This window comes from Streptacidiphilus sp. EB103A (assembly GCF_041261405.1).
Classification (GTDB): Bacteria; Actinomycetota; Actinomycetes; order Streptomycetales; family Streptomycetaceae; genus Streptacidiphilus.
This window is the reverse complement of record NZ_JBGCAQ010000023.1, coordinates 65,177-85,096: the sequence shown is the minus strand read 5'-3', so window position 1 is coordinate 85,096 and position 19,920 is coordinate 65,177. Positions and strand designations below refer to the sequence as shown.

The following is a 19,920-nucleotide window of genomic DNA, read 5'->3' as shown; positions in this document are numbered from 1 at the left end:
GCCAACCATGCACCTCCGTAGTGGGCTGGTCGCGCAGTTCCCCGCGCCCCCTAGGTAGTAACGGTCTTGATCGCCGTCGCGAGTGCTGCTCCCACGTCGGGCACCAACTGGTGCACACCATCACGCACCACAACCCGCCCGCCCACGATTACCTCGCGTACGTCGGACGCGTTCGCCGCGAACACCGCTGTCTCCGCCCCCAGCCGAGCCGGCGGTCCCGCTGTGCGAGGGGTGTCCAGCGCTACGGCACAGAAGTCGGCGAGCGCCCCGCGCTCAAGACGGCCCGCCTCGGGCCACCCCAGGGACGCATGCCCGTCCTCCGTCGCGGCGCGGAGCAGCGCCGCCGCCGTCCAGTGGCCGCGCTGCTGCGTCGCGAGGCGCTCGTTCAGCTCCAGCGCCCGCGCCTCCTCGAACGGGTCGATCACCGCGTGGCTGTCGCTGCCCAGCGAGATCGGGCTGCCGCCGTGGGCGAGCCGGCGGGCCGGGCCGATGCCGTCGGCGAGGTCCCGTTCCGTGGTGGGGCACATGCAGATGACGGTGGAGGAGGAGCTGAGCAGCTTGACGTCGGCGTCGGTGAGGTGGGTGGCGTGCACGGCCGAGGTGCGCGGGCCCAGCACCCCGTGCTGGGACAGCAGCTGGGTGGGGGTCACCCGGTGGGCCGCCAGGCATGCCTCGTTCTCGGCGGTCTGCTCGGAGAGATGGACGTGCAGCGGGGCCTTCCGCTCCCCCGCCCACTGCGCCACCGTCGACAGCTGTTCGGCCGGCACCGCGCGGACGGAGTGCACGGCGGCGCCGATGCGTGCGTGTGCGCGGGGTTCGATGCTGCTCGCGCGCGCCGCCCAGGCCTCGGCGTCGCCGTCGCTGAAGCGCTGCTGGTGCCGGTTGGGGGGCTCGCCGAAGCCGGCCGAGAGGTAGCAGGTGTCGAGCAGGGTGATCCGGATGCCGGCCCGGGAGGCGGCCTCGATCAGCGCCTCGCCCATGGCGTTGGGGTCGGCGTAGCGGGTGCCGCCGGGGGCGTGGTGCAGATAGTGGAACTCGCCGACGGCGGTGATCCCCGCGAGCGCCATCTCCGCGTAGACGGCCGTCGCCAGCTCCAGGTAGCTGTCCGGGGTGAGCGCGTCGGCGGTCCGGTACATGGTGTCGCGCCAGGTCCAGAAGGTGCCGCTGCCGACCTGGACGGTGCCGCGCAGGGCGCGGTGGAAGGCGTGCGAGTGGGCGTTGGCCATGCCGGGCAGGGTGAGCCCGGTCAGTACGGTCGCCCCGGCGGGGGCCGGGCCGCTGTCGGGGGTGACCGCGGTGATCCGGCCCTCACCCGACACAGTGATCAGGACGTCGGACTCCACGACCGGGTCGATCCAGGCGTGCGGAGCCCAGAACTGGGTCACGGACGGCATACGAGCTCCTCCAGGACGTCGGCGAGGGCCGCCGTGCCCGCCAGGCAGTCGGCCTCGCCCGCGTACTCGCTCGGGGAGTGGGAGACGCCGGTGGGGTTGCGGACGAACAGCATCGCGGTGGGGATGACGGCGGACAGGATGCCCGCGTCGTGGCCCGCGCCGGTCGGCAGGACCGGGGTGCCGGCGCCGAGGCGCGCGGCGAGCCGGTCCCGCAGCGGCGCGTCGAAGTCGACAACCGGAGTGTAGGACTCCCGTACGACATCCGCCCGGACGCCGTCCCGTTCGGCCCGTTCGCGCGCCGCCGTCTCGATCTCCTGGACCAGGGCCGTCAGGGTGGCCTCGTCGGCCGCCCTGGAGTCCAGCCAGCCGCGCACCAGCGAGGCGATGGCGTTGGTGCCGTTGGGCTCCACACTGACCCGGCCGAAGGTGGCCAGGGCCCCGTGCAGCCTGGCCTTCTTGCGGGCCGAGAGGACGGTGTTGGCGTAGGTCAGCATCGGGTCCCGGCGGTCCTCCAGGCGGGTGGTGCCCGCGTGGTTGGCCTCACCGTGGAAGTCGAAGCGCCAGCGGCCGTGCGGCCAGATCGCCGAGGCGACGCCGACCGGGTGCGGCGTCCCGGCGAGGAAGCGGCCCTGCTCGACATGGAGTTCGACATAGGCGGCGACCCGGGACAGCCGCTCCTCGTCCTTGCCCATCAGCGCCGGGTCCTGGCCGGCCGCCTCCATGGCGTCGGGGAGCCGGATCCCAGCCGCGTCCCGCAGGTCGTAGGCCTGATCCCGCGTCAGCACCCCTGCGGCCAGCCGTGAGCCGACGCAGGCGACACCGAAGCGGGCGCCCTCCTCGTCCACGAAGTTGGTGACGGCCAGCGGGCGCACCGGTTGGAAGCCGCGCTCCTGGAGCGCGTCGAGCGCCGCGAACGAGGACACCACGCCCAGCGGCCCGTCGAAGGCGCCGCCGTCCGGGACGGAGTCCAGGTGTGAGCCGGTGACGATGGCGCCGTCACCCTTTGGGTCGCCGTACCAGGCCCACTGGTTGCCGTTGCGGTCGACCTCGTAGGCCAGTCCGCGGGCGGCGGCCTGCTCCGCGAACCAGGCGCGGCACTCGGCGTCGGCCGGGGTCCAGGCGTGCCGCCGGTAGCCGCCGGAGGCGTCGTAGCGGCCGACCGGGAGCAGCTCGGACCACATCCGGCGATGGCTGTCGGCAGCGGACCCGAGCTGCTCCTCGACGGAAGTCACCGTGATTACTCGCCCTCGCGCATCGGGATGCGGACGCCGCGCTCGTCCGCGACCTCGACGGCGCGGTCGTAGCCGGCGTCCACGTGCCGGATCACGCCCATGCCGGGGTCGTTGGTGAGCACCCGGCGGATCTTCTCGCCCGCGAGCTTGGTCCCGTCGGCGACGGTGACCTGTCCGGCGTGGATGGAGCGGCCGATGCCGACCCCGCCGCCGTGGTGGATGGAGACCCAGGACGCGCCGGAGGCGACGTTGACCATGGCGTTGAGCAGCGGCCAGTCGGCGATGGCGTCCGAGCCGTCCAGCATCGCCTCGGTCTCCCGGTAGGGGGAGGCGACGGAGCCGCAGTCGAGGTGGTCGCGACCGATGACCAGCGGGGCGGAGACGGTGCCGTCGGCGACCATCTCGTTGAACCGCTCGCCGGCCTTGTCGCGCTCGCCGTAGCCGAGCCAGCAGATGCGGGCCGGCAGTCCCTGGAAGTGCACCCGCTCGCCGGCCATCTTCATCCAGCGGGCCAGCGACTCGTTCTCCGGGAAGAGGTCCAGCACGGCCTTGTCGGTGGCGGCGATGTCCTTGGGGTCGCCGGAGAGCGCGGCCCAGCGGAACGGGCCCTTGCCCTCGCAGAACAGCGGCCTGATGTACGCGGGGACAAAGCCGGGGAAGTCGAAAGCCCGGGTGTAGCCGGCGAGTTGGGCCTCGCCGCGGATGGAGTTGCCGTAGTCGAAGACCTCGGCGCCCTTGTCCTGGAAGCCGACCATCGCCTCGACGTGCCTGGCCATGGCCTCGCGGGCGCGGGTGGTGAACTCGGCGGGCTTCTCGGCCGCGTAGGTCGCCATGTCGTGGAAGTCCACGCCGATGGGCAGGTAGGCGAGCGGGTCGTGGGCGCTGGTCTGGTCGGTGACGATGTCGATCGGCGCGTCCATCGCCAGTAGCTGCGGGACCAGCTCGGCGGCGTTGCCGAGCAGGCCGATGCTGAGCGGTTTGCGCTGGTCGCGGGCCTCGACCGCCAGCTCCAGGGCGTGCTTGAGGCTCTTGGCCTCGACGTCCAGGTAGCGGTGCTCGATGCGGCGGTCGATCCGGGTCTGGTCGCAGTCGATGCAGATGGCGACGCCGTCGTTCATGGTGACGGCGAGCGGCTGGGCGCCGCCCATGCCGCCGAGGCCGGCGGTGAGGGTGATGGTGCCCGCCAGAGTGCCGTTGAACTTCTTGGCGGCGACGGCGGCGAAGGTCTCGTAGGTGCCCTGGAGAATGCCCTGGGTGCCGATGTAGATCCACGACCCGGCGGTCATCTGCCCGTACATGGTGAGGCCGAGGTGCTCCAGACGGCGGAACTCCTCCCAGTTGGCCCAGTCGCCGACCAGGTTGGAGTTGGCGAGCAGCACCCGCGGCGCCCACTCGTGGGTCTGCATCACGCCGACCGGACGGCCGGACTGGACCAGCATGGTCTCGTCCTGCTTGAGCGTCTGCAGGGTGCGGACCATGGCGTCGAAGGAGCGCCAGTCCCGGGCGGCCTTGCCGGTGCCGCCGTAGACGACCAGCTTGTCGGGGTGCTCGGCCACCTCGGGGTCGAGGTTGTTCATGAGCATCCGCAGGGCGGCCTCCTGCTGCCATCCCTGCGTGCTGAGGGCGGTGCCGCGGGCTGCGCGTACGGGGCGCGGGCCGCTCTGGTGCTGCGTCATGACTTCCGGCCTCTCGAGAAGCGGTGGATACATCCATTCAGATTCTTCAGGTCTGAAGATAGCCAATCATACGAAGGGGCACCAGACCCACCCGGACCCATATGTCTGCTTGCATATGTTTTGGACCATATGCTGACCCCGACTACCTCCGCACCGGCGGACGCGGCGGAGGCGACCGAGCTGCTGGAACCCGGATCGTGCGCAACGCGCAGTTCCCCGCGCCCCTCTGGGTCTGCAACTGGCCCAGTTGCAATTGGTCAGGGGCGCGGGGAGCTGCGCGACAAGCCCGGCAGACGCCGCAGCCTAGATCCGACGGGTACCCCCGCCTACCCCCGGCTGCGGGCCGCGCCCTTGACGACGGGGCGGACCTTGCCGGCGGCTGGGCCGGTGGTGGCGAAGGGGCCGATGTGGCTGCGGCGGCCGAGCAGGCGGGCGTCCTCGGTGCGGGCCCAGACCAGGGTCTCGTTGGCGCGCTCCCAGCGGGCGGTGAGGCGGGTCGCCAGGAAGAGGCCGAGCCCGTAACCGAAGACCGCCATCCCGGCGGCGGGACCCGCGGCGAGGCCTGCGGCGCAGACCGCGACCATGCCGACGAGCAGCCACAACGCATTGTCGCGGGCCAGCCGTCGCCGGGTCGCCTGTGCGGGCTCCAGCGTCACCGCGAACGCGGCCTTGTCGGCGGCGGCGATCCGGGCGCGGTACCAGCGGCTGCGCAGCAGCAGCCCGGCGAGGGCCGCCAGCACGCCTGCGGCCGCCCCGATCATGAGGCCGTGCCGACGCCCGGTGACGCTCGGGATGAGCAGGCCGGCCAGGATGCCGACGACGCCGACCCACAGCAGCGTGCGGGCGACCGTCGCGCGGATGACCACCACGCGAGCCAGTGCATAGGTTCCGCGCATTCCTGTCCTCCCAACCGAACCGTTTCTGGCGGGACGGTAGCGCGGACATGTGAGACGCGTATGAGAAACGGCTCAGCTCGCCGGTGGGTTCGTTCTCAGGACACATGCGCTCCGACGAGGAGACCGACCAGGAAGGTCATGCCGGTCGCCAGCGCGCCGAGGCTGAACTGGCGCAGGCCGCCCTGGAGCGGCGGGCGGCCGGTGAGCTGGGCCACCGAGGCGCCGCCCGCGAACAAGGCCACCGCGGCCAGCACCAGCGCCATCAGCAGGGCGGCCGGGGCGCCGAAGAGGTAGGGCAGCAGCGGCAGCAGGGCGCCGACGGTGAAGGAGGCGAAGGAGGCCCCGGCTGCGGTCCACGGCGAGGGCAGGTCGTCCGGGTCGATGCCCAGTTCCTCGCGGATGTGGACCTTGACGGCTTCCTTGGGGTCCACGGAGATCTGCTGGGCGACGGCCTCGGCCAGCTCGGGGGCGACGCCGCGTTTGACGTAGGCGGCGGCGAGCTCGCGCTCCTCGCCCTGGGGGTTACGCCAGTGCTGCAGCTGTTCGACCGCCACCTCGGCCTCGGTCAGCTCGTTCTGTGAGCAGACCGAGATGTACTCGCCGGTAGCCATCGAGAACGCCCCGGCGATCAGCCCCGCCAGCCCGGTCAGCACGATGGTGTGGTTCGGCGCGCCACCACCGCCGACACCCGCGATCAGCGAGGCGTTGGTCACCAGACCGTCCATCGCCCCGAACACCGCCGGCCGCAGCCAGCCACCGGACACGTCACGGTGCACCAGGGGCCGGTGCCGGGCGCCCAGCAGGGCCCTGGCGGCCCGGCCCACGCGGGGGCCCGGATCGACGGAGGGCCGGTACGGCGTCTCGGGTAGCGCGGTCTCGGGTATCGGCGTCTCGGGTAGCGCAGTCTCCAGGACGGCGGTGAGCTCCTCCTCGACGGAGGGTGCGGCCGGGTAGGTCGGCTCCGGGTAGGACCCCGAGTAGATCGGCTCCGCGTAGCTCAGGTCCGTGTAGGTCTGCTCCATGGGGGCGTCCCGGTAGAGCTGCGTCTGCGTCACCGGCCCGCTCATCCGCACGGGCGCTGGGACGGTCGGCTGAGCGGGCGGCGAGGCGGGTGATCGCTCCGGCTGCGGAGCGGGGTACAGATCCTGCCAGGTGTTCGCGGCCATGCCTGTACCTCCAGAGCGCACGGGGCAACCGTGGGAGCAGTGGGAACCGGGACGAGCTTCAGCTGGAACCTACGCCCGACCAGGGCCGCCAGGAGGGCTCCGCGTGAAATGGACCGGTTCTGCTCGATTCCAGTCACTCAGGAACCACATCGGCGGTCCGGCAGTGTCAGCCGACGAACAGCCCCCGGGCCGCCGCCGCGTGCTCGAACTCCTCCAGCCGGCTGACCGCTCCGGGCAGTTCGTCGCACATCGCCTGGAGCAGCACCCGTCCCAGCATCATCGGCGCACAGGCCGTGTCGAAGATCAGACTGGAGCCCACCGCGGCCGGGAGCATCAGATCCGTCAGCCCGGACACCGGGGCGAACGCGCTGTCCGCGACCGTGATCACGGTCAGCCCGGCCTGCTTGGCCGCCGTCAGCGCCTCCAGCAGTTCGCGCGGATGGCGCGGCAGCGCGAAGCAGATCAGCGTGGTCGCCCCGGCCCTGGCCGCCTGCTCGATCCGGTCGAGCAGCATGCTGCCGCCCTCGTCCAGCAGCCGCACGTCCGGGTGCACCTTGGCGGCGAAGTACGCGAAGCCGTGCGCCTGCGCGGAGCCGGCCCGCAGGCCGAGCACCAGCAGCGGACGGGAGGCGGCCAGCAGCTTCGCCGCCTGCAGCACCGGCTCGGGATCGGCCAGCACCGCCGCCAGGTGCTGCAGATTGGCGATCTCCGAGAGCACCGCCTGCTGCTGTTCGTTGCGGACGACGTCCCGCTCGGTCTCCCGGCCCGCGCCGGACTCGCCGGGCTCGCCCAGGCCGAGTTCCCGGAGCTGCTTGCGCAGCGCGGGGTAGCCGTCGAAGCCGAGGGCCACCGCGAAGCGGGTCACCGAGGGCTGGCTCACCCCGGCCAGCTCGGCCACCTCGACGCTGGACAGGAACGGCGCCTCGGCGGCGTTGCGGACCAGGCAGTGGGCGATCCTGCGCTGAGTCGGCGTCAACCGGTGACCGTCGAACAGACGCAGCAGCCTGCCGGACGGACCGGTCGCGACGGCCTCGGCGGAGGCAGTGGCCGGCGTCCTGGTCGTCGCGTCCTTGTTGGTGGCGGTCGTGCTCATCGCATCTCCTCTCCCCCCTGGCCGCCTGGTGGGGGGCGGGCAGCGGGGGACATTCACTGTCCGTTGACTCTGCATGACTCCATGCAGAGTCGGCAAGTGCCGTCTTGCCCGCCGGACACCGTCGGCACGCCCCTGATATGTCCCTGAGACAACCCCGAGATCGGTGTCTCCGGCGGTGCCGGAGCCCTCCTGGTCCCTACGCTCACAGGTATGAACCCAGTCGAGAGCGAGACCAAGAAGGACCTGCGGGCCGCGGCCCACACCTTGCGGGAGCTCGGCCCCGAGTACGAGTCCGAGGTCATCGACGGCTTCCTGCACCGCCTGGACGAGCGGCTGGAGGCCCAGATCGCGGTTCGGGTCCGCCGCGAGCTGGAGGCCAACCCGGAGGCGCGCCGCCCGGCCCGGAAGGAGCGCGGCGACCACCACCCCAACGCCTTCCAGTACGCCTCGCTGGTACTGGCGGTGCCGCTGTCGGCGATCGGCGCCGGCGTGTCCCACCTGCCGGGGCTGCTGGTCGCCTGGGGCGGGATCGTCGGCCTCAACTTCGTCCAGCTGCGCAGCAGGCGCCAATCCGACGGCCGCCGGACCCGCCGCGACGAGTGGGACGACTGAGTCCCGTCCCGGTAGCGGCGCGGTCCGACGGTCCGTCAGGCCAGCGTTCCGGTGACCGACTCCACGGCGGCGACCAGGCCGCCGCCGGCGACGTACGCCTCGGCCGCGTCCAGGTCGGGGGCGAGGAAGCGGTCCGTGCCGGGACCGACCACGCCCGCCGCGCGGGCGCCGGCCAGCGCCGCGGCCGTCGCCGGGGCGATCGGGCCGCTGCCGGTGTTGAGCCGGATCTCCAGGGCCCGCGCCGAGGCGGTGAGCTCCACCGCGAGGATGCGGGCCAGGTTGTCCACGGCCTGGCGCAGCTTGCGCGCCGCGGACCAGCCCATGGAGACGTGGTCCTCCTGCATCGCCGAGGAGGGGATGGAGTCCACCGAGGCCGGGACGGCGAGCCGCTTGTTCTCGCTGACCAGGGCGGCTTGGGTGTACTGAGCGATCATCAGACCGGAGTCCAGGCCCGGGTCGTCGGCCAGGAAGGCCGGCAGGCCGTGCGAGCGGCTCTTGTCGAGCAGCCGGTCGGTGCGGCGCTCGGCGATCGAGCCCAGGTCCGCGGCGGCGATGGCGAGGAAGTCCAGGACGTAGGCCACCGGCGCGCCGTGGAAGTTGCCGTTGGACTCGACCCGGCCGTCGGGCAGAACCACCGGGTTGTCGACCGCTGCGGCCAGCTCCCGGTCGGCGACCAGCATCGCGTGTGACAGGGTGTCCCGGCCGGCGCCGGCGACCTGGGGGGCGCAGCGGATGGAGTAGGCGTCCTGGACCCGGGGTGCGCCTGGCTTTCCATCATGTCCAGTCTGGTGGTGCCCGGTGAGGCCGGAGCCCTCCAGCACCTTGAGCATGTTGGCGGCGCTGGCGGCCTGGCCCGGATGCGGGCGGATGGCGTGCAGCTCCGGCTGGAGCACCTTCTCGGTGCCGAGCAGGGCCTCCAGCGACATCGCGGCGGTGATGTCGGCGGTGGTGAACAGCCGGGCCAGGTCGGCGATGGCCATCACCAGCATGCCGAGCATGCCGTCGGTGCCGTTGATGAGGGCCAGGCCCTCCTTCTCGGCCAGCTCGATCGGGGTGATCCCGGCCTCGGTCAGCAGCTCGCCGGCCGGGCGGACCTCGCCGTCGGAACCGTAGGCCAGCCCCTCGCCCATCAGCGTCAGCGCGCAGTGCGAGAGCGGCGCGAGGTCGCCGGAGCAGCCGAGCGAGCCGTACTCGCGGACCACCGGGGTGATGTCGGCGTTGAGGATGGCCGCCATGGTCTCGGCGACCACCGGGCGGACCCCGGTGCGGCCCGAGGCCAGCGTCTTCAGCCGCAGGAACATCAGCGCGCGGGTGACCTCGCGCTCGACCTGCGGACCCATCCCGGCGGCGTGCGAGCGCACCAGCGAGCGCTGCAGCTGCGCGCGCAGCGGCCGCTCGATGTGGCGCACGGCCAGCGCGCCGAAGCCGGTGGAGACCCCGTAGACCGGGCGCGGCTCGGCCGCCAGCGCGTCGATCCGGGCACGTGAGCCCGTCATCTCCGCGAGCGCGTCGGCCGAGAGTTCGATCCGGGCGTTGCCACGGGCGACGGCGATGACATCCGCCGGGGAGACATCAGACTTGCCGACGACGACCACGTCGTCCACCACGTTGTGCATATCCATATACGGAATCACATCAGGTGAATGGCGATATGACAACTAGGCCAGGCCAGATACCGTGTCCGGTATGGGACGGACCACCGAACGGCGCCGGGTGCTGCGACTGCGGGAACAGCAGGGCAGCTACCGCCCGGACGCGCTGGCAGCCGAGGAACCGCTGGAGATCAGGATCAACGGCGAGGCGCTCACGGTCACCATGCGCACCCCCGGCCATGACTTCGACCTGGTGGCCGGATTCCTGGTGGGGGAGGGCCTGGCAGCCTCGGCCGAGGACCTCACCGCCCTGCGGTACTGCGCCGGGACGGACGCGGACGGGCTGCAGACCTACAACGTCATCGACGCCTCGCTCCCGCGGGGGGCGGCCGTGCCGGTCTCGGCCCACCGCAACCTGCTCACCTCCAGCGCGTGCGGGCTCTGCGGGCGGGAGAGCGTCGACGCGATCCGCATGCGCGTGCCGTACGACGTGGCGGCGGACGGGCTCCGGGTGGCGCCCGACACCCTCTACGGCCTGCCGGACGCGCTGCGCGCGGCACAGAAGGTCTTCGACTCCACCGGCGGCCTGCACGCGGCCGGGCTCTTCACCGCGGACGGCGAACTGCTGTGCCTGCGGGAGGACGTGGGACGGCACAACGCCGTCGACAAGGTGGTCGGCTGGGCCCTCCGGGAGGGGATGCTGCCGCTGACCGGGCATCTGCTGATGGTCAGCGGGCGGGCCTCCTTCGAACTCACCCAGAAGGCGGCGATGGCCGGGATACCGCTGCTCGCGGCCGTCTCGGCGCCGTCCTCCCTGGCGGTCGACCTCGCCTCGGAGCTGGGGCTCACCCTGGTCGGCTTCCTCCGGGGGCACAGCGCCAACGTCTACGCGGGGACCGAGAGGGTGGCACTGGCGTAAGCCGGCTGCGGGTCGTGCATGGTTGTTCGCGCAGTTCCCCGCGCCCCTAGGAGTCTGCAACTGGCCCAGTTGCACATGCTCAGGGGCGCGGGGAACTGCGCGAACAACCATGCACAAGCTGCACCTATGAGCTCACGGCGGCGACGCAGGGCCCGACAGGGCGACGGCGACGAGGGCCCGGAGGGCGGGGCCCAGAGCCGCATAGGAGAGCGTCGACTCGTCGGCGAAGAGTTCGATCAGCCAGCCCCCGGCAGCGTTGCTGCCCCCCGCGGCGAGGACCGCACGGTACCCGCCGACCATGAGGACCGCCTCCTCCGCCGGGTCGTTGCCCGGCACCCCCGCCCGCATGGTGAAAGCGTGTCCGCGTACCGCCTCCGCGGTGAGCGGGTAGGAGCGGAGGTCGAACACCGCGTCGGGGGCCTCGTTGACGGCCCGCTGCACCTGGGCCCGGATGCTGCCGGGGCCCCGGGTCATCCGGCGGACGCCGTAGTGGGAGGTGCGCATCTGCAGCGACCCGGGCCCGACGTAGGAGATCCACCAGGACACCGCGTCCAGCATCCTCGCCGTGGTCTCGGCGACGATCTCCAGCCGGCCCAGGGTGTCCCTGCGCCGGGCCTCGTCGATCGCCGAGGTCACCGCCGCGATCAGCACCCCGGGGTCCGCGCTGTGGCGCGCCCCGCGGAACCGCCTCCGCTCGCCGCGCCGTCCGGGCCGCGGCACCTCGCCGGTCTCGGCCAGCTGCACCGTCGGGTCGGGCAGCTCGCCGCGCCCGGCGACAACCGGGCGCGAGGCCTGTCCCGCCTTGGCCCGGTACTGGGCCGCGTCGGCCAACCGGAACAGCCGGTCGGCGGTGGTGACCGGGCCGATCGGGTCGCCGGTCGAGGCGACTCCGCAGGCGACGCCGTCGCCCTGATCGAGCGTCAGCGCCTGGGCGCACAGCTCCTCGGCGACCCGGACCACCTCGTCGGCCGGCGTGCCCTCGGCGACCAGGCAGAACTCGTCGCCGCCGAGCCTCCCGGCGACGCTGCCCGGCAGCATCGCCCCGCACAGCGACAGCTGGTTGGCGAACCGCTCCAGCAGCTGGTCGCCGACCTCGTGGCCCAGCTCGTCGTTGACCCGCTTCAGGCCGTTGACGTCGCACACCACCAGCGAGACGACGGTCCCGTGCTCGCGGTGCGCGGTCAGCGCCGCGTCCAGCCGGGCGTCCACCGCGCGGCGGTTGGCCAGCCCGGTCAGCGGATCGGTGAAGGCGAGTCTGCGCACCTCCTCCAGCTCCTCGCTCTGGGCCAGGCCGGCCGAGAGCTGCGCGGCCAGGGCGGTGGCGAACTCGGCGTCGTCCTGGGAGAAGACCGGGGCGCCGACGCCGCGGGCCAGATAGAGCTCACCCCAGGCGCGGCCGCGCAGCAGGATCGGCGCGACCAGGCAGCAGCCACGCCCGCGCCGCCGCAGCGAGGCGGCCCGCTCCCGGCAGGCGGGGCCGTTGGCGTCGGCGCCGCCGCCGTCCGCGGTCTGCACCCAGGCCCGCGGCAGGCCGTCCACGGTCCACGGGGCGCCGAGGCCGCGGCGCTCCAGGAACAGCGCGATCTCGGGGTAGTCGGCGACGGCGTAGGACTCGTCCTCCGGCAGTTCCTCCTCGCCGGGGGCCAGCAGTCCGTTGTTGACCAGCACCCGGAGCCGTCCGGTCTCCCGCTCCCAGACCGAGATCGCGGCGAAGTCGGCGCCCAGGGCCTCCCGCGAGCGCACCGCCGCGGCCTGCACCGCCTCGATCCGCGACTGCGCGCCGGACATCGCCTGAGCCAGGCCCACCACCGCCCGCAACCGCACATCCGCGCCGTGCACGCTGATCCTCCCGGCTCAGGACAGGGCCAGGTCCATGGCCATAACGACCACTTTAGGTACAGGGCAGACATATCGCCCTAAATGACGTACGGTCAGACCGGCCCCGGCCGCCGGGTCAGCAGCCAGGGCTCCACCAGGCCCAGCCCGCGCACCGGCCGCCGCCACATCGGCTGCAGGGCGAACCGGTAGGACGGCTCGTGCTCGGCCCCGGTCGGACCGTCGTCCGCCGGGACCCGTTCCGCCGGCGCCCGGTCCCCCGCCGAGATCCCCACCGAGGCGACCGCCGACAGGGCGTCAGCCGCCCCTGGCGGCACCCCCGGATGGCCGGCGGCGGCCGCCGGCGGCACCGCGCCCTCCCGCTCCAGCGCCGCCGCCATCTCGCCGTCCACCAGCACCGCGTCCTTCGGGGCGATGGAGGTGAGCCGGCTCGCCAGGTTCACCGTGGTGCCGAAGACATCGCCCATCCGGGTGGTGACCGTGCCGAAGGCCATGCCGACCCGGAGGGCCGGCATCGAGTCGTCCTTGCCCAGGGTCTCCACCAGGGCGAGCCCGATCTCGGCCGCCGTCCCGGCGTCCTCGGAGACATAGAGGATCTCGTCCCCCAGGGTCTTCACCAGCCGGCCGCCGCGTCCGGCGACGATGTCCGCGCAGCTGATCTCGAAGTTCTCGACCAGCTCGCCGAGCTCCTCCTCCTCCAGTCGGCGCGAGAGCCGGGTGAAGCCGACCAGGTCGGCGAAGCCCACCGCGAGCCGGCCGCTCTGCATGTCCTCGTCCTCGGCGGCCTGCACCACCCGCCCGGTGACCGCCGCGAGCTGTCGCCGCCAGACGTAGACCAGGAACTGCTCCAGCTCCGGCAGCAACAGCTCCACCAGCGGATACGCGACCTCGGCGCGGGTCAGCCCGGGCTCCACCCCGGAGGTCAGATGCTCCAGGAAGGTGTCGATCTGCCACTCGGCGAGCCTGGCCGTGGTCTGTCCGGTGGACCGGGCCACCTGGATCGCCATCGGCTCGCTCAGCAGCCCCGCCTCGACCAGCCCGGCGAGCCGCCGCAGCGCGATCACGTCGGCGTCGGTCAGCGCCCGCGACTGGCCGATGTCGGCGAAGCCCATCGCCCGCCAGAACCGTGAGGCGAGCTCCATCGGGACACCCGCGGCGCGAGCCGCCTGGAACGGCGTGTACTGGCGCTCGGAATCCAGAATCAGCCGCTCCAACTGCAGCGGTACGGACTCCTCGGAGCCGGTCGGCGCGGAGCCCGCGCCGTCCTCGGCCGAGCCCGCCATCCGGTCCTCGTCGCCCACCTTCTCCACCCTCGCCGCGTCCTGCCCTGTGGCCTTGCTCACACCACCGCCCGCACGAATCCTCGCACGGATTCACCCGTTTCGGGTTCGTGGGGGTTCGGGGGTCACCCCCCGGGATTGTCACAGGACGCCTGCTGGGGGCGGACGTGGAGGACATCTCCGGCGCCCACCGCGCGCTCCTCGCCCCCGCCGTCACGCACCACCAAGCGGCCGTCGCCGTCCACCGCCACCGCCTCACCGAGCAGTTCCCGGCCGCCGGGCAGCTCCACCCGCACCGAACGGCCCAACGTGGCGCACTGCGCCGCGTACGCCGCCCGCAGCCCGCTGGCCTCGGGATCGCCTGCCGCGCCGGCCCAGTCCGCGTACAGCTCGTCGAAGGTCCGCAGCACCGCGCGCAGCAGGGTCTCGCGGTCCGTCACCGCGGCGCCCGCGAGCACCAGCGAACCGGCGCCCGGCACCGGCAGCTCGTCCTCCCGCAGGCTGACGTTGAGGCCGATGCCGACCACCACGGCGTCCCCGGCCAGCTCGGCCAGGATCCCGCCGAGCTTGCGCTCCTCGCCGCCGACCTCGACCAGCAGGTCGTTGGGCCACTTCAGCCGCACCTCGACCCCGGCCACCTGGCTGACCGCGGACGCCGCCGCCACCCCCACCAGCAGCGGAAGCCAGCCCCAGCGCTGCTTGGACACCCCGTCCGGACGCAGCAGCATCGACAGGAAGATGCCGGAACGCGCCGGTGCGCTCCACCGGCGCTCCAGCCGCCCCCGCCCCGCCGTCTGTTCCTCGGCGACCAGCACCGCGCCCGCCGCCGCGCCGCGCGCCGCCTCGGCCGCCAGATCACTGTTGGTCGAACCGGTCTCCGCCACCACCCGCAGCGAGGTCCACAGCCCGCCGGGCCGCAGCACGGCCCGCTCCAGCGCGGCGCCGCGCAAGGGCGGCCGGTCCAGGTCACTCCACGGGGACGAACTCTGCGAAGAACTCATGCTCCGCACCTTATGACGCCGGTCACTCTGCATATCCGCCACGCGCCCGGCATGGCTACGCTACGACACGGAAACCTCACCCGTTGGTGCCGCCGGGATCCCCACACCGGACCTGGACTGCACTACCCCCTCCTGACGGGAGTCGCGCCGGATGTCCCAAGCCGAGATCGCCAATGAGGGCGCGGCCCATCACACCACCGCCGGCAAGATCGCGGATCTGAAGCGCCGGCTGGACCAGGCCACGCACTCCGGCTCCGCCCGTGCCATCGAGAAGCAGCACGCCAAGGGCAAGCTGACGGCCCGTGAGCGGGTGGCCATGCTGCTCGACGAGGGCTCCTTCGTGGAGTTCGACGAGTTCGCCCGGCACCGCTCCACCAACTTCGGCCAGGAGCAGACCCGCCCCTACGGCGACGGCGTGGTCACCGGCTACGGCACCGTGGAGGGGCGTCAGGTCGCGGTCTTCGCCCAGGACTTCACCGTCTTCGGCGGCTCCCTCGGCGAGGTCTTCGGCGAGAAGATCGTCAAGGTGATGGACTTCGCCCTGAAGACCGGCTGCCCGATGATCGGCATCAACGACTCCGGCGGCGCCCGGATCCAGGAGGGCGTGGCCTCCCTGGGCCTGTACGGCGAGATCTTCCGCCGCAACGTCCTGGCCTCCGGTGTGATCCCGCAGGTCTCGCTGATCATGGGCCCCTGCGCCGGCGGCGCGGTCTACTCCCCCGCCATCACCGATTTCGTGGTGATGGCCGACCAGACCTCGCACATGTTCATCACCGGGCCCGACGTCATCAAGACCGTCACCGGCGAGGACGTCGGCATGGAGGAGCTGGGCGGCGCCCGCACCCACAACTCCAAGTCCGGCAACGCCCACCACCTGGCCGCGGACGAGAAGGAGGCCGTCGACTACGTCAAGGCGCTGCTCTCCTACCTCCCCTCCAACAACCTGGAGGAGGCCCCGGCCTTCCCCGAGGAGGCGGACCTGTCGGTCAGCACGCTGGACCGGGAACTGGACGCCATCGTCCCGGACTCGGCCAACCAGCCCTACGACATGCACAAGGTCATCAACCACATCCTCGACGACGGCGAGTTCCTGGAGACCCAGGAGCTGTTCGCGCCCAACATGATCACCGGCTTCGGCCGGGTCGAGGGACACGCCGTGGGCATCGTCGGCAACCAGCCGATGCAGTTCGCCGGCTGCCTGGACATCGACGCCTCCGAGAAGGCCGCCCGCTTCGTCCGCACCTGCGACGCCTTCAACATCCCGGTGCTCACCTTCGTGGACGTCCCCGGCTTCCTGCCCGGCACCGGCCAGGAGTGGAACGGCATCATCCGCCGCGGCGCCAAGCTGATCTACGCCTACGCCGAGGCCACCGTCCCGCTGATCACGGTCATCACCCGCAAGGCCTTCGGCGGCGCCTACGACGTCATGGGCTCCAAGCACCTGGGGGCCGACCTCAACCTCGCCTGGCCGACCGCCCAGATCGCCGTGATGGGCGCCCAGGGCGCCGTCAACATCCTGCACCGGGCCGACCTCGCCGCAGCCCAGGACCCGGACGCGCGCCGGGTCGAACTCATCGAGGCCTACGAGGACACCCTGCTCAACCCCTACGTCGCGGCCGAACGCGGCTACATCGACGCGGTGGTCCTGCCCTCCGAAACCCGCCAGCACATCGTCAAGGGCCTACGGGCGCTGCGCAACAAACGCGAGACGCTGCCCCCCAAGAAGCACGGCAACATCCCCCTGTAAGGAGGCGGCCATGACTGCTGACGACACATCGACTGACGACCGGACGCCGATCAAGGTCCTGCACGGGCAGCCCAGCCCCGAGGAGCTCGCCGCCGTCCTGGCGGTGGTCTCGGTCCGGGCGGCGGCCAACGCCGCCCGGACCTCCGACCGCGCCCCGGCCTCGCAGTGGTCCGACCGCGCCCGCAACCTGCGCGCCCCGGCCCACCCGGGCCCGGACGCCTGGCGCACCTCCGCCTGGGCGCAGTGAACCGGGCCCGGGCGCAAAGTTGAGTACCCGTACTCAGGCGCGGAGTGCGGGTACCGCTGCACCCTGGAAGGCATGCTCTGGTCCGACCCCGTAGACGAGACAGCCGAGGAGAAGCGCCGGGTCAACGCCCTGCTTCGCCGAGTCGGCCTGCTCATCGCCGCCTTCGCGATCCTGTTACTCGTCGTCGTGATGGTCTGAACGGGGTCGGACGGGTGTCTAGGCTGGGGCCATGACCGTGCCACTCGTGCTCGCCTCCGCCTCCCCCGCCCGCCTCGGCCTGCTCCGCCAGGCCGGGCTCGACCCGCAGGTGATCGTCAGCGGCGTCGACGAGGACGCCCTCTCCGCCCCCACCCCCGCGGAACTGGCGCTGCTCCTGGCCGAGGCCAAGGCGACCGCCGTCGCCGCGGAACTGACCGCTCCCGCCCTGGTCATCGGCTGCGACTCGGTCCTGGAGCTGGACGGGCAGGCCCTCGGCAAGCCCGCCGACGCGGCCGAGGCGCTGGCCCGCTGGCAGTCCATGCGCGGCCGCAACGGAGTCCTGCAGACCGGACACTGCGTCATCGACACCGCCGGCAACGGCCGTGCCTCCGCCACCGCCTCCACCACGGTCCGCTTCGGCAACCCCACCGACGCCGAGATCGCCGCCTACATCGCCACCGGCGAACCCCTCCACGTGGCCGGCGCCTTCACTCTTGACGGCCGGTCGGCCCCGTTCGTCGACAGCATCGACGGCAACCACGGCAATGTCATCGGCCTCTCGCTGCCGCTGCTGCGCGAGCTGTTGGGGAAGCTGGGAGTGTCGATCACCGATCTCTGGGTCTAGGAGGGTGCTGCAGCAGGCTTCGGGGGTGCGTCGACCGGCTCGGCCGGCGGGATCAGCAGCACCATCACGAGCAGGCCGACCATCACCAGCATCGCCACAAAAGCCACCACACCGTTCAGCGCCAGGAGGAGGGCCGCCAGCACCCCGTGCAGCACCGCACAGACAATCAGCAGAATCCTTGTGGGCCGCCCCATGGCACCACCACTCCGGGCCGTGCGTGCCAGGACCAGGGCGACCAGCAACAGGAACGCCGCCAGCAGCCCCATTCCGACCCACGCTCCGACGGCCATCGCATCAGGCGTCAGCCCACCAAGGGACATGTTCTGGTCGCGCACGGCCAGCCCCAGAAGCAGGCCCACGCCCGCGAAGAACAGGGCTTCGAGCACCAGCAGCAGCACCGTCGCCACCGCCGTCCAGATCCTCATAGCGGCACCTTACTGACGGGTAGACACGTCCGGAAGAGGTACGCCGAAAAGGCCCCTGCCAACCCCCGGGCGTACGGTGTACCGGAGACAATCACCCTCCGTGTGGGCAAGCTCACCCCTGGGCCGGGCTCACCAACACGCCCTGGTACTCCATAAACTCATCCACGGTTCAAGAAGGGAGCCATTGTGCGCAAGGTGCTCATCGCCAACCGCGGAGAGATCGCAGTCCGCGTCGCCCGGGCCTGTCGTGACGCGGGTATCGCCGCCGTCGCTGTTTACGCCGAGCCGGACCGGGACGCGCTGCATGTCCGCGCGGCCGACGAGGCCTTCGCCCTGGGGGGTGACACCCCGGCGACCAGTTACCTGGACATCGCCAAGGTCCTCAAGGCCGCGGCCGACTCCGGCGCGGACGCGGTCCACCCCGGCTACGGCTTCCTGTCCGAGAACGCCGAGTTCGCCCAGGCCGTCATCGACGCCGGGCTGACCTGGATCGGCCCCCCGCCGCAGGCCATCCGCGACCTGGGCGACAAGGTGGCGGCCCGTCACATCGCCCAGCGCGCCGGCGCGCCCCTGGTCGCGGGCACCGCCGACCCGGTCTCCGGACCCGACCAGGTGCTGGCCTTCGCCCGCGAGCACGGCCTGCCCATCGCCATCAAAGCGGCCTTCGGCGGCGGCGGCCGCGGCCTGAAGGTCGCCCGCACCCTGCAGGAGATCCCCGAGCTCTACGACTCCGCGGTCCGCGAGGCGGTGGCCGCCTTCGGCCGCGGCGAGTGCTTCGTCGAACGCTACCTGGACCGGCCCCGCCACGTGGAGACCCAGTGCCTGGCCGACACCCACGGCAACGTCGTGGTCGTCTCCACCCGGGACTGCTCACTGCAGCGCCGCCACCAGAAGCTGGTCGAGGAGGCCCCCGCGCCGTTCCTCACCGACGCCCAGAACGCCCAGCTCTACGCCGCCTCCAAGGCCATCCTGCGCGAGGCCGGCTACGTCGGCGCGGGCACCTGCGAGTTCCTGGTCGCCAACGACGGCACCATCAGCTTCCTGGAGGTCAACACCCGCCTGCAGGTGGAGCACCCGGTCACCGAGGAGGTCACCGGCCTCGACCTGGTCCGCGAGCAGTTCCGCATCGCCGACGGCCAGGCCCTGGGCTACGGGGACCCGGCGGTGCGCGGCCACTCCTTCGAGTTCCGCATCAACGGCGAGGACCCCGGCCGCGGCTTCCTGCCCGCGCCGGGCACCGTCACCGCGTTCCAGCCCCCCTCGGGCCCAGGCGTGCGGCTGGACTCCGGGGTGGAGAGCGGCAGCGTGATCGGCCCGGCCTGGGACTCCCTGCTGGCCAAGCTGATCGTCACCGGCGCCACCCGCACCCAGGCCCTGCAGCGCGCCGCCCGCGCGCTGGCCGAGTTCACCGTCGAGGGCATGGCCACCGCCCTCCCCTTCCACCGCGCGGTGGTCACCGACCCGGCCTTCACCAGCGAGCCCTTCACCATCTACACCCGCTGGATCGAGACCGACTTCGTCAACACCATCGCGCCCTTCGCCGGCACCGGCGGCGAGGAGGACGAGCCCGACACCCGCGAGACCGTGGTGGTCGAGGTCGGCGGCAAACGCATCGAGGTCTCCCTGCCGGCCAACCTCGCCGCGAGCTCGGCCCGGCCCGCCGCCAAGTCCAAGCGCCGCGCCACCGCGTCCAAGGCCGGCTCGGCGGCCTCCGGGGACACCCTGGCCTCGCCGATGCAGGGCACCATCGTCAAGATCAACGTGGAGGAGGGACAGGCCGTCAACGAGGGCGACCTGGTCGTCGTCCTCGAAGCGATGAAGATGGAACAGCCCCTGAACGCCCACAAGGCCGGCACCATCGTCGGGCTCTCAGCGGCGATCGGAGCCACCGTCACCAGCGGGGCAGCTATCTGCGAGATCAAGGACTGAGCCCCCCGCGAGGGTGGTTGCGCGGCGTGAGGAGCGACGGCGCGTCGTGGCT

The 19,920-nt window shown here is 72.4% G+C and carries 18 protein-coding genes; 7 read left to right on the top strand and 11 right to left on the bottom strand.

From position 1 onward, the window contains the following. Positions 1-50 precede the first annotated feature (50 nt). From ABH941_RS32760 to ABH941_RS32735, 6 genes are all read right to left on the bottom strand, one after another. A complete protein-coding gene (locus ABH941_RS32760) occupies positions 51-1,394 on the bottom strand; it encodes a formimidoylglutamate deiminase (protein WP_370133220.1) in 1,344 nt (447 codons plus the stop codon). After that, on the bottom strand, positions 1,382-2,575 hold the full coding sequence (locus ABH941_RS32755) for an allantoate amidohydrolase (protein ID WP_370133278.1): 1,194 nt from the start codon (positions 2,573-2,575) through the stop codon (positions 1,382-1,384). The genes ABH941_RS32760 and ABH941_RS32755 overlap by 13 nt, the downstream gene beginning before the upstream one ends. A gap of 56 nt (positions 2,576-2,631) precedes the next feature. Continuing rightward, a complete protein-coding gene (gene hutU, locus ABH941_RS32750; RefSeq protein ID WP_370133219.1) occupies positions 2,632-4,302 on the bottom strand; it encodes a urocanate hydratase in 1,671 nt (556 codons plus the stop codon). Positions 4,303-4,628: 326 nt separating this feature from the next. Then, on the bottom strand, positions 4,629-5,198 hold the full coding sequence (locus ABH941_RS32745; RefSeq protein ID WP_370133218.1) for a hypothetical protein: 570 nt from the start codon (positions 5,196-5,198) through the stop codon (positions 4,629-4,631). A 95-nt stretch (positions 5,199-5,293) separates the two neighbouring features. After that, positions 5,294-6,022 (bottom strand): VIT1/CCC1 transporter family protein, encoded by a 729-nt coding sequence (locus tag ABH941_RS32740; protein WP_243876573.1) that lies wholly within the window; start codon positions 6,020-6,022, stop codon positions 5,294-5,296. A gap of 508 nt (positions 6,023-6,530) precedes the next feature. Then, positions 6,531-7,457, bottom strand: coding sequence for a MurR/RpiR family transcriptional regulator (locus ABH941_RS32735; protein ID WP_370133217.1), 927 nt, complete (start codon positions 7,455-7,457; stop codon positions 6,531-6,533). Between the two features lie 210 nt (positions 7,458-7,667). On the opposite strand from ABH941_RS32735, the gene ABH941_RS32730 reads away from it, so the two are divergent. Further along, positions 7,668-8,069 carry a hypothetical protein gene (locus ABH941_RS32730; protein ID WP_370133216.1) on the top strand — a complete coding sequence of 134 codons (402 nt, stop codon included), beginning with the start codon at positions 7,668-7,670 and terminating at the stop codon, positions 8,067-8,069. 35 nt (positions 8,070-8,104) lie between these two features. On the opposite strand, the gene hutH is transcribed toward ABH941_RS32730, so the two are convergent. Beyond that, positions 8,105-9,691, bottom strand: a complete 1,587-nt coding sequence (gene hutH / locus ABH941_RS32725) for a histidine ammonia-lyase (RefSeq protein WP_370133215.1) — start codon at positions 9,689-9,691, stop codon at positions 8,105-8,107. A gap of 64 nt (positions 9,692-9,755) precedes the next feature. Between hutH and fdhD the strand changes: the two genes are divergently transcribed. Next, positions 9,756-10,580 (top strand): formate dehydrogenase accessory sulfurtransferase FdhD, encoded by an 825-nt coding sequence (gene fdhD / locus ABH941_RS32720; RefSeq protein ID WP_370133214.1) that lies wholly within the window; start codon positions 9,756-9,758, stop codon positions 10,578-10,580. Positions 10,581-10,712: 132 nt separating this feature from the next. On the opposite strand, the gene ABH941_RS32715 is transcribed toward fdhD, so the two are convergent. The 3 genes from ABH941_RS32715 to ABH941_RS32705 all read right to left on the bottom strand — a co-directional run bounded on the left by ABH941_RS32715 (position 10,713) and on the right by ABH941_RS32705 (position 14,697). Next, on the bottom strand, positions 10,713-12,419 hold the full coding sequence (locus ABH941_RS32715; RefSeq protein ID WP_370133213.1) for a diguanylate cyclase domain-containing protein: 1,707 nt from the start codon (positions 12,417-12,419) through the stop codon (positions 10,713-10,715). 92 nt (positions 12,420-12,511) lie between these two features. Beyond that, positions 12,512-13,699, bottom strand: coding sequence for an adenylate/guanylate cyclase domain-containing protein (locus tag ABH941_RS32710; RefSeq protein ID WP_370133277.1), 1,188 nt, complete (start codon positions 13,697-13,699; stop codon positions 12,512-12,514). 122 nt (positions 13,700-13,821) lie between these two features. Beyond that, positions 13,822-14,697: a biotin--[acetyl-CoA-carboxylase] ligase gene (locus ABH941_RS32705; RefSeq protein WP_370133212.1), complete on the bottom strand. Its 876-nt coding sequence runs from the start codon at positions 14,695-14,697 to the stop codon at positions 13,822-13,824. A gap of 151 nt (positions 14,698-14,848) precedes the next feature. On the opposite strand from ABH941_RS32705, the gene ABH941_RS32700 reads away from it, so the two are divergent. From ABH941_RS32700 to ABH941_RS32685, 4 genes are all read left to right on the top strand, one after another. Then, positions 14,849-16,444, top strand: coding sequence for an acyl-CoA carboxylase subunit beta (locus tag ABH941_RS32700; RefSeq protein WP_370133211.1), 1,596 nt, complete (start codon positions 14,849-14,851; stop codon positions 16,442-16,444). 10 nt (positions 16,445-16,454) lie between these two features. Then, entirely contained in the window at positions 16,455-16,691 is a 237-nt protein-coding gene (locus ABH941_RS32695) for an acyl-CoA carboxylase subunit epsilon (RefSeq protein WP_370133210.1), read from the top strand. 72 nt (positions 16,692-16,763) lie between these two features. Beyond that, positions 16,764-16,889, top strand: coding sequence for a morphogenic membrane protein MmpB (gene mmpB / locus ABH941_RS32690; RefSeq protein ID WP_279591842.1), 126 nt, complete (start codon positions 16,764-16,766; stop codon positions 16,887-16,889). A 31-nt stretch (positions 16,890-16,920) separates the two neighbouring features. Continuing rightward, positions 16,921-17,514: a nucleoside triphosphate pyrophosphatase gene (locus ABH941_RS32685; protein WP_370133209.1), complete on the top strand. Its 594-nt coding sequence runs from the start codon at positions 16,921-16,923 to the stop codon at positions 17,512-17,514. Here the strand turns inward: ABH941_RS32685 and ABH941_RS32680 are convergent. Then, positions 17,511-17,921 carry a hypothetical protein gene (locus ABH941_RS32680; RefSeq protein WP_370133208.1) on the bottom strand — a complete coding sequence of 137 codons (411 nt, stop codon included), beginning with the start codon at positions 17,919-17,921 and terminating at the stop codon, positions 17,511-17,513. The genes ABH941_RS32685 and ABH941_RS32680 overlap by 4 nt on opposite strands. A gap of 204 nt (positions 17,922-18,125) precedes the next feature. Here ABH941_RS32680 and ABH941_RS32675 point away from each other — a divergent pair, with 204 nt between their 5' ends. Beyond that, positions 18,126-19,868, top strand: a complete 1,743-nt coding sequence (locus tag ABH941_RS32675) for a biotin carboxylase N-terminal domain-containing protein (protein WP_370133207.1) — start codon at positions 18,126-18,128, stop codon at positions 19,866-19,868. Positions 19,869-19,920: the final 52 nt, after the last annotated feature.

Coding starts and splice junctions, on each gene's coding strand:
- ABH941_RS32685 (WP_370133209.1), top strand. CDS start 16,921: ATGACCGTGCCACTCGTGCTCGCCTCCGCCTCCCCCGCCCGCCTCGGC.
- ABH941_RS32735 (WP_370133217.1), bottom strand. CDS start 7,457: ATGAGCACGACCGCCACCAACAAGGACGCGACGACCAGGACGCCGGCC.
- ABH941_RS32700 (WP_370133211.1), top strand. CDS start 14,849: ATGTCCCAAGCCGAGATCGCCAATGAGGGCGCGGCCCATCACACCACC.
- mmpB (WP_279591842.1), top strand. CDS start 16,764: ATGCTCTGGTCCGACCCCGTAGACGAGACAGCCGAGGAGAAGCGCCGG.
- ABH941_RS32755 (WP_370133278.1), bottom strand. CDS start 2,575: ATGTGGTCCGAGCTGCTCCCGGTCGGCCGCTACGACGCCTCCGGCGGC.
- ABH941_RS32760 (WP_370133220.1), bottom strand. CDS start 1,394: ATGCCGTCCGTGACCCAGTTCTGGGCTCCGCACGCCTGGATCGACCCG.
- ABH941_RS32745 (WP_370133218.1), bottom strand. CDS start 5,198: ATGCGCGGAACCTATGCACTGGCTCGCGTGGTGGTCATCCGCGCGACG.
- fdhD (WP_370133214.1), top strand. CDS start 9,756: ATGGGACGGACCACCGAACGGCGCCGGGTGCTGCGACTGCGGGAACAG.
- hutU (WP_370133219.1), bottom strand. CDS start 4,302: ATGACGCAGCACCAGAGCGGCCCGCGCCCCGTACGCGCAGCCCGCGGC.
- ABH941_RS32710 (WP_370133277.1), bottom strand. CDS start 13,699: ATGGCGGGCTCGGCCGAGGACGGCGCGGGCTCCGCGCCGACCGGCTCC.
- ABH941_RS32730 (WP_370133216.1), top strand. CDS start 7,668: ATGAACCCAGTCGAGAGCGAGACCAAGAAGGACCTGCGGGCCGCGGCC.
- ABH941_RS32705 (WP_370133212.1), bottom strand. CDS start 14,697: ATGAGTTCTTCGCAGAGTTCGTCCCCGTGGAGTGACCTGGACCGGCCG.
- ABH941_RS32695 (WP_370133210.1), top strand. CDS start 16,455: ATGACTGCTGACGACACATCGACTGACGACCGGACGCCGATCAAGGTC.
- hutH (WP_370133215.1), bottom strand. CDS start 9,691: ATGGATATGCACAACGTGGTGGACGACGTGGTCGTCGTCGGCAAGTCT.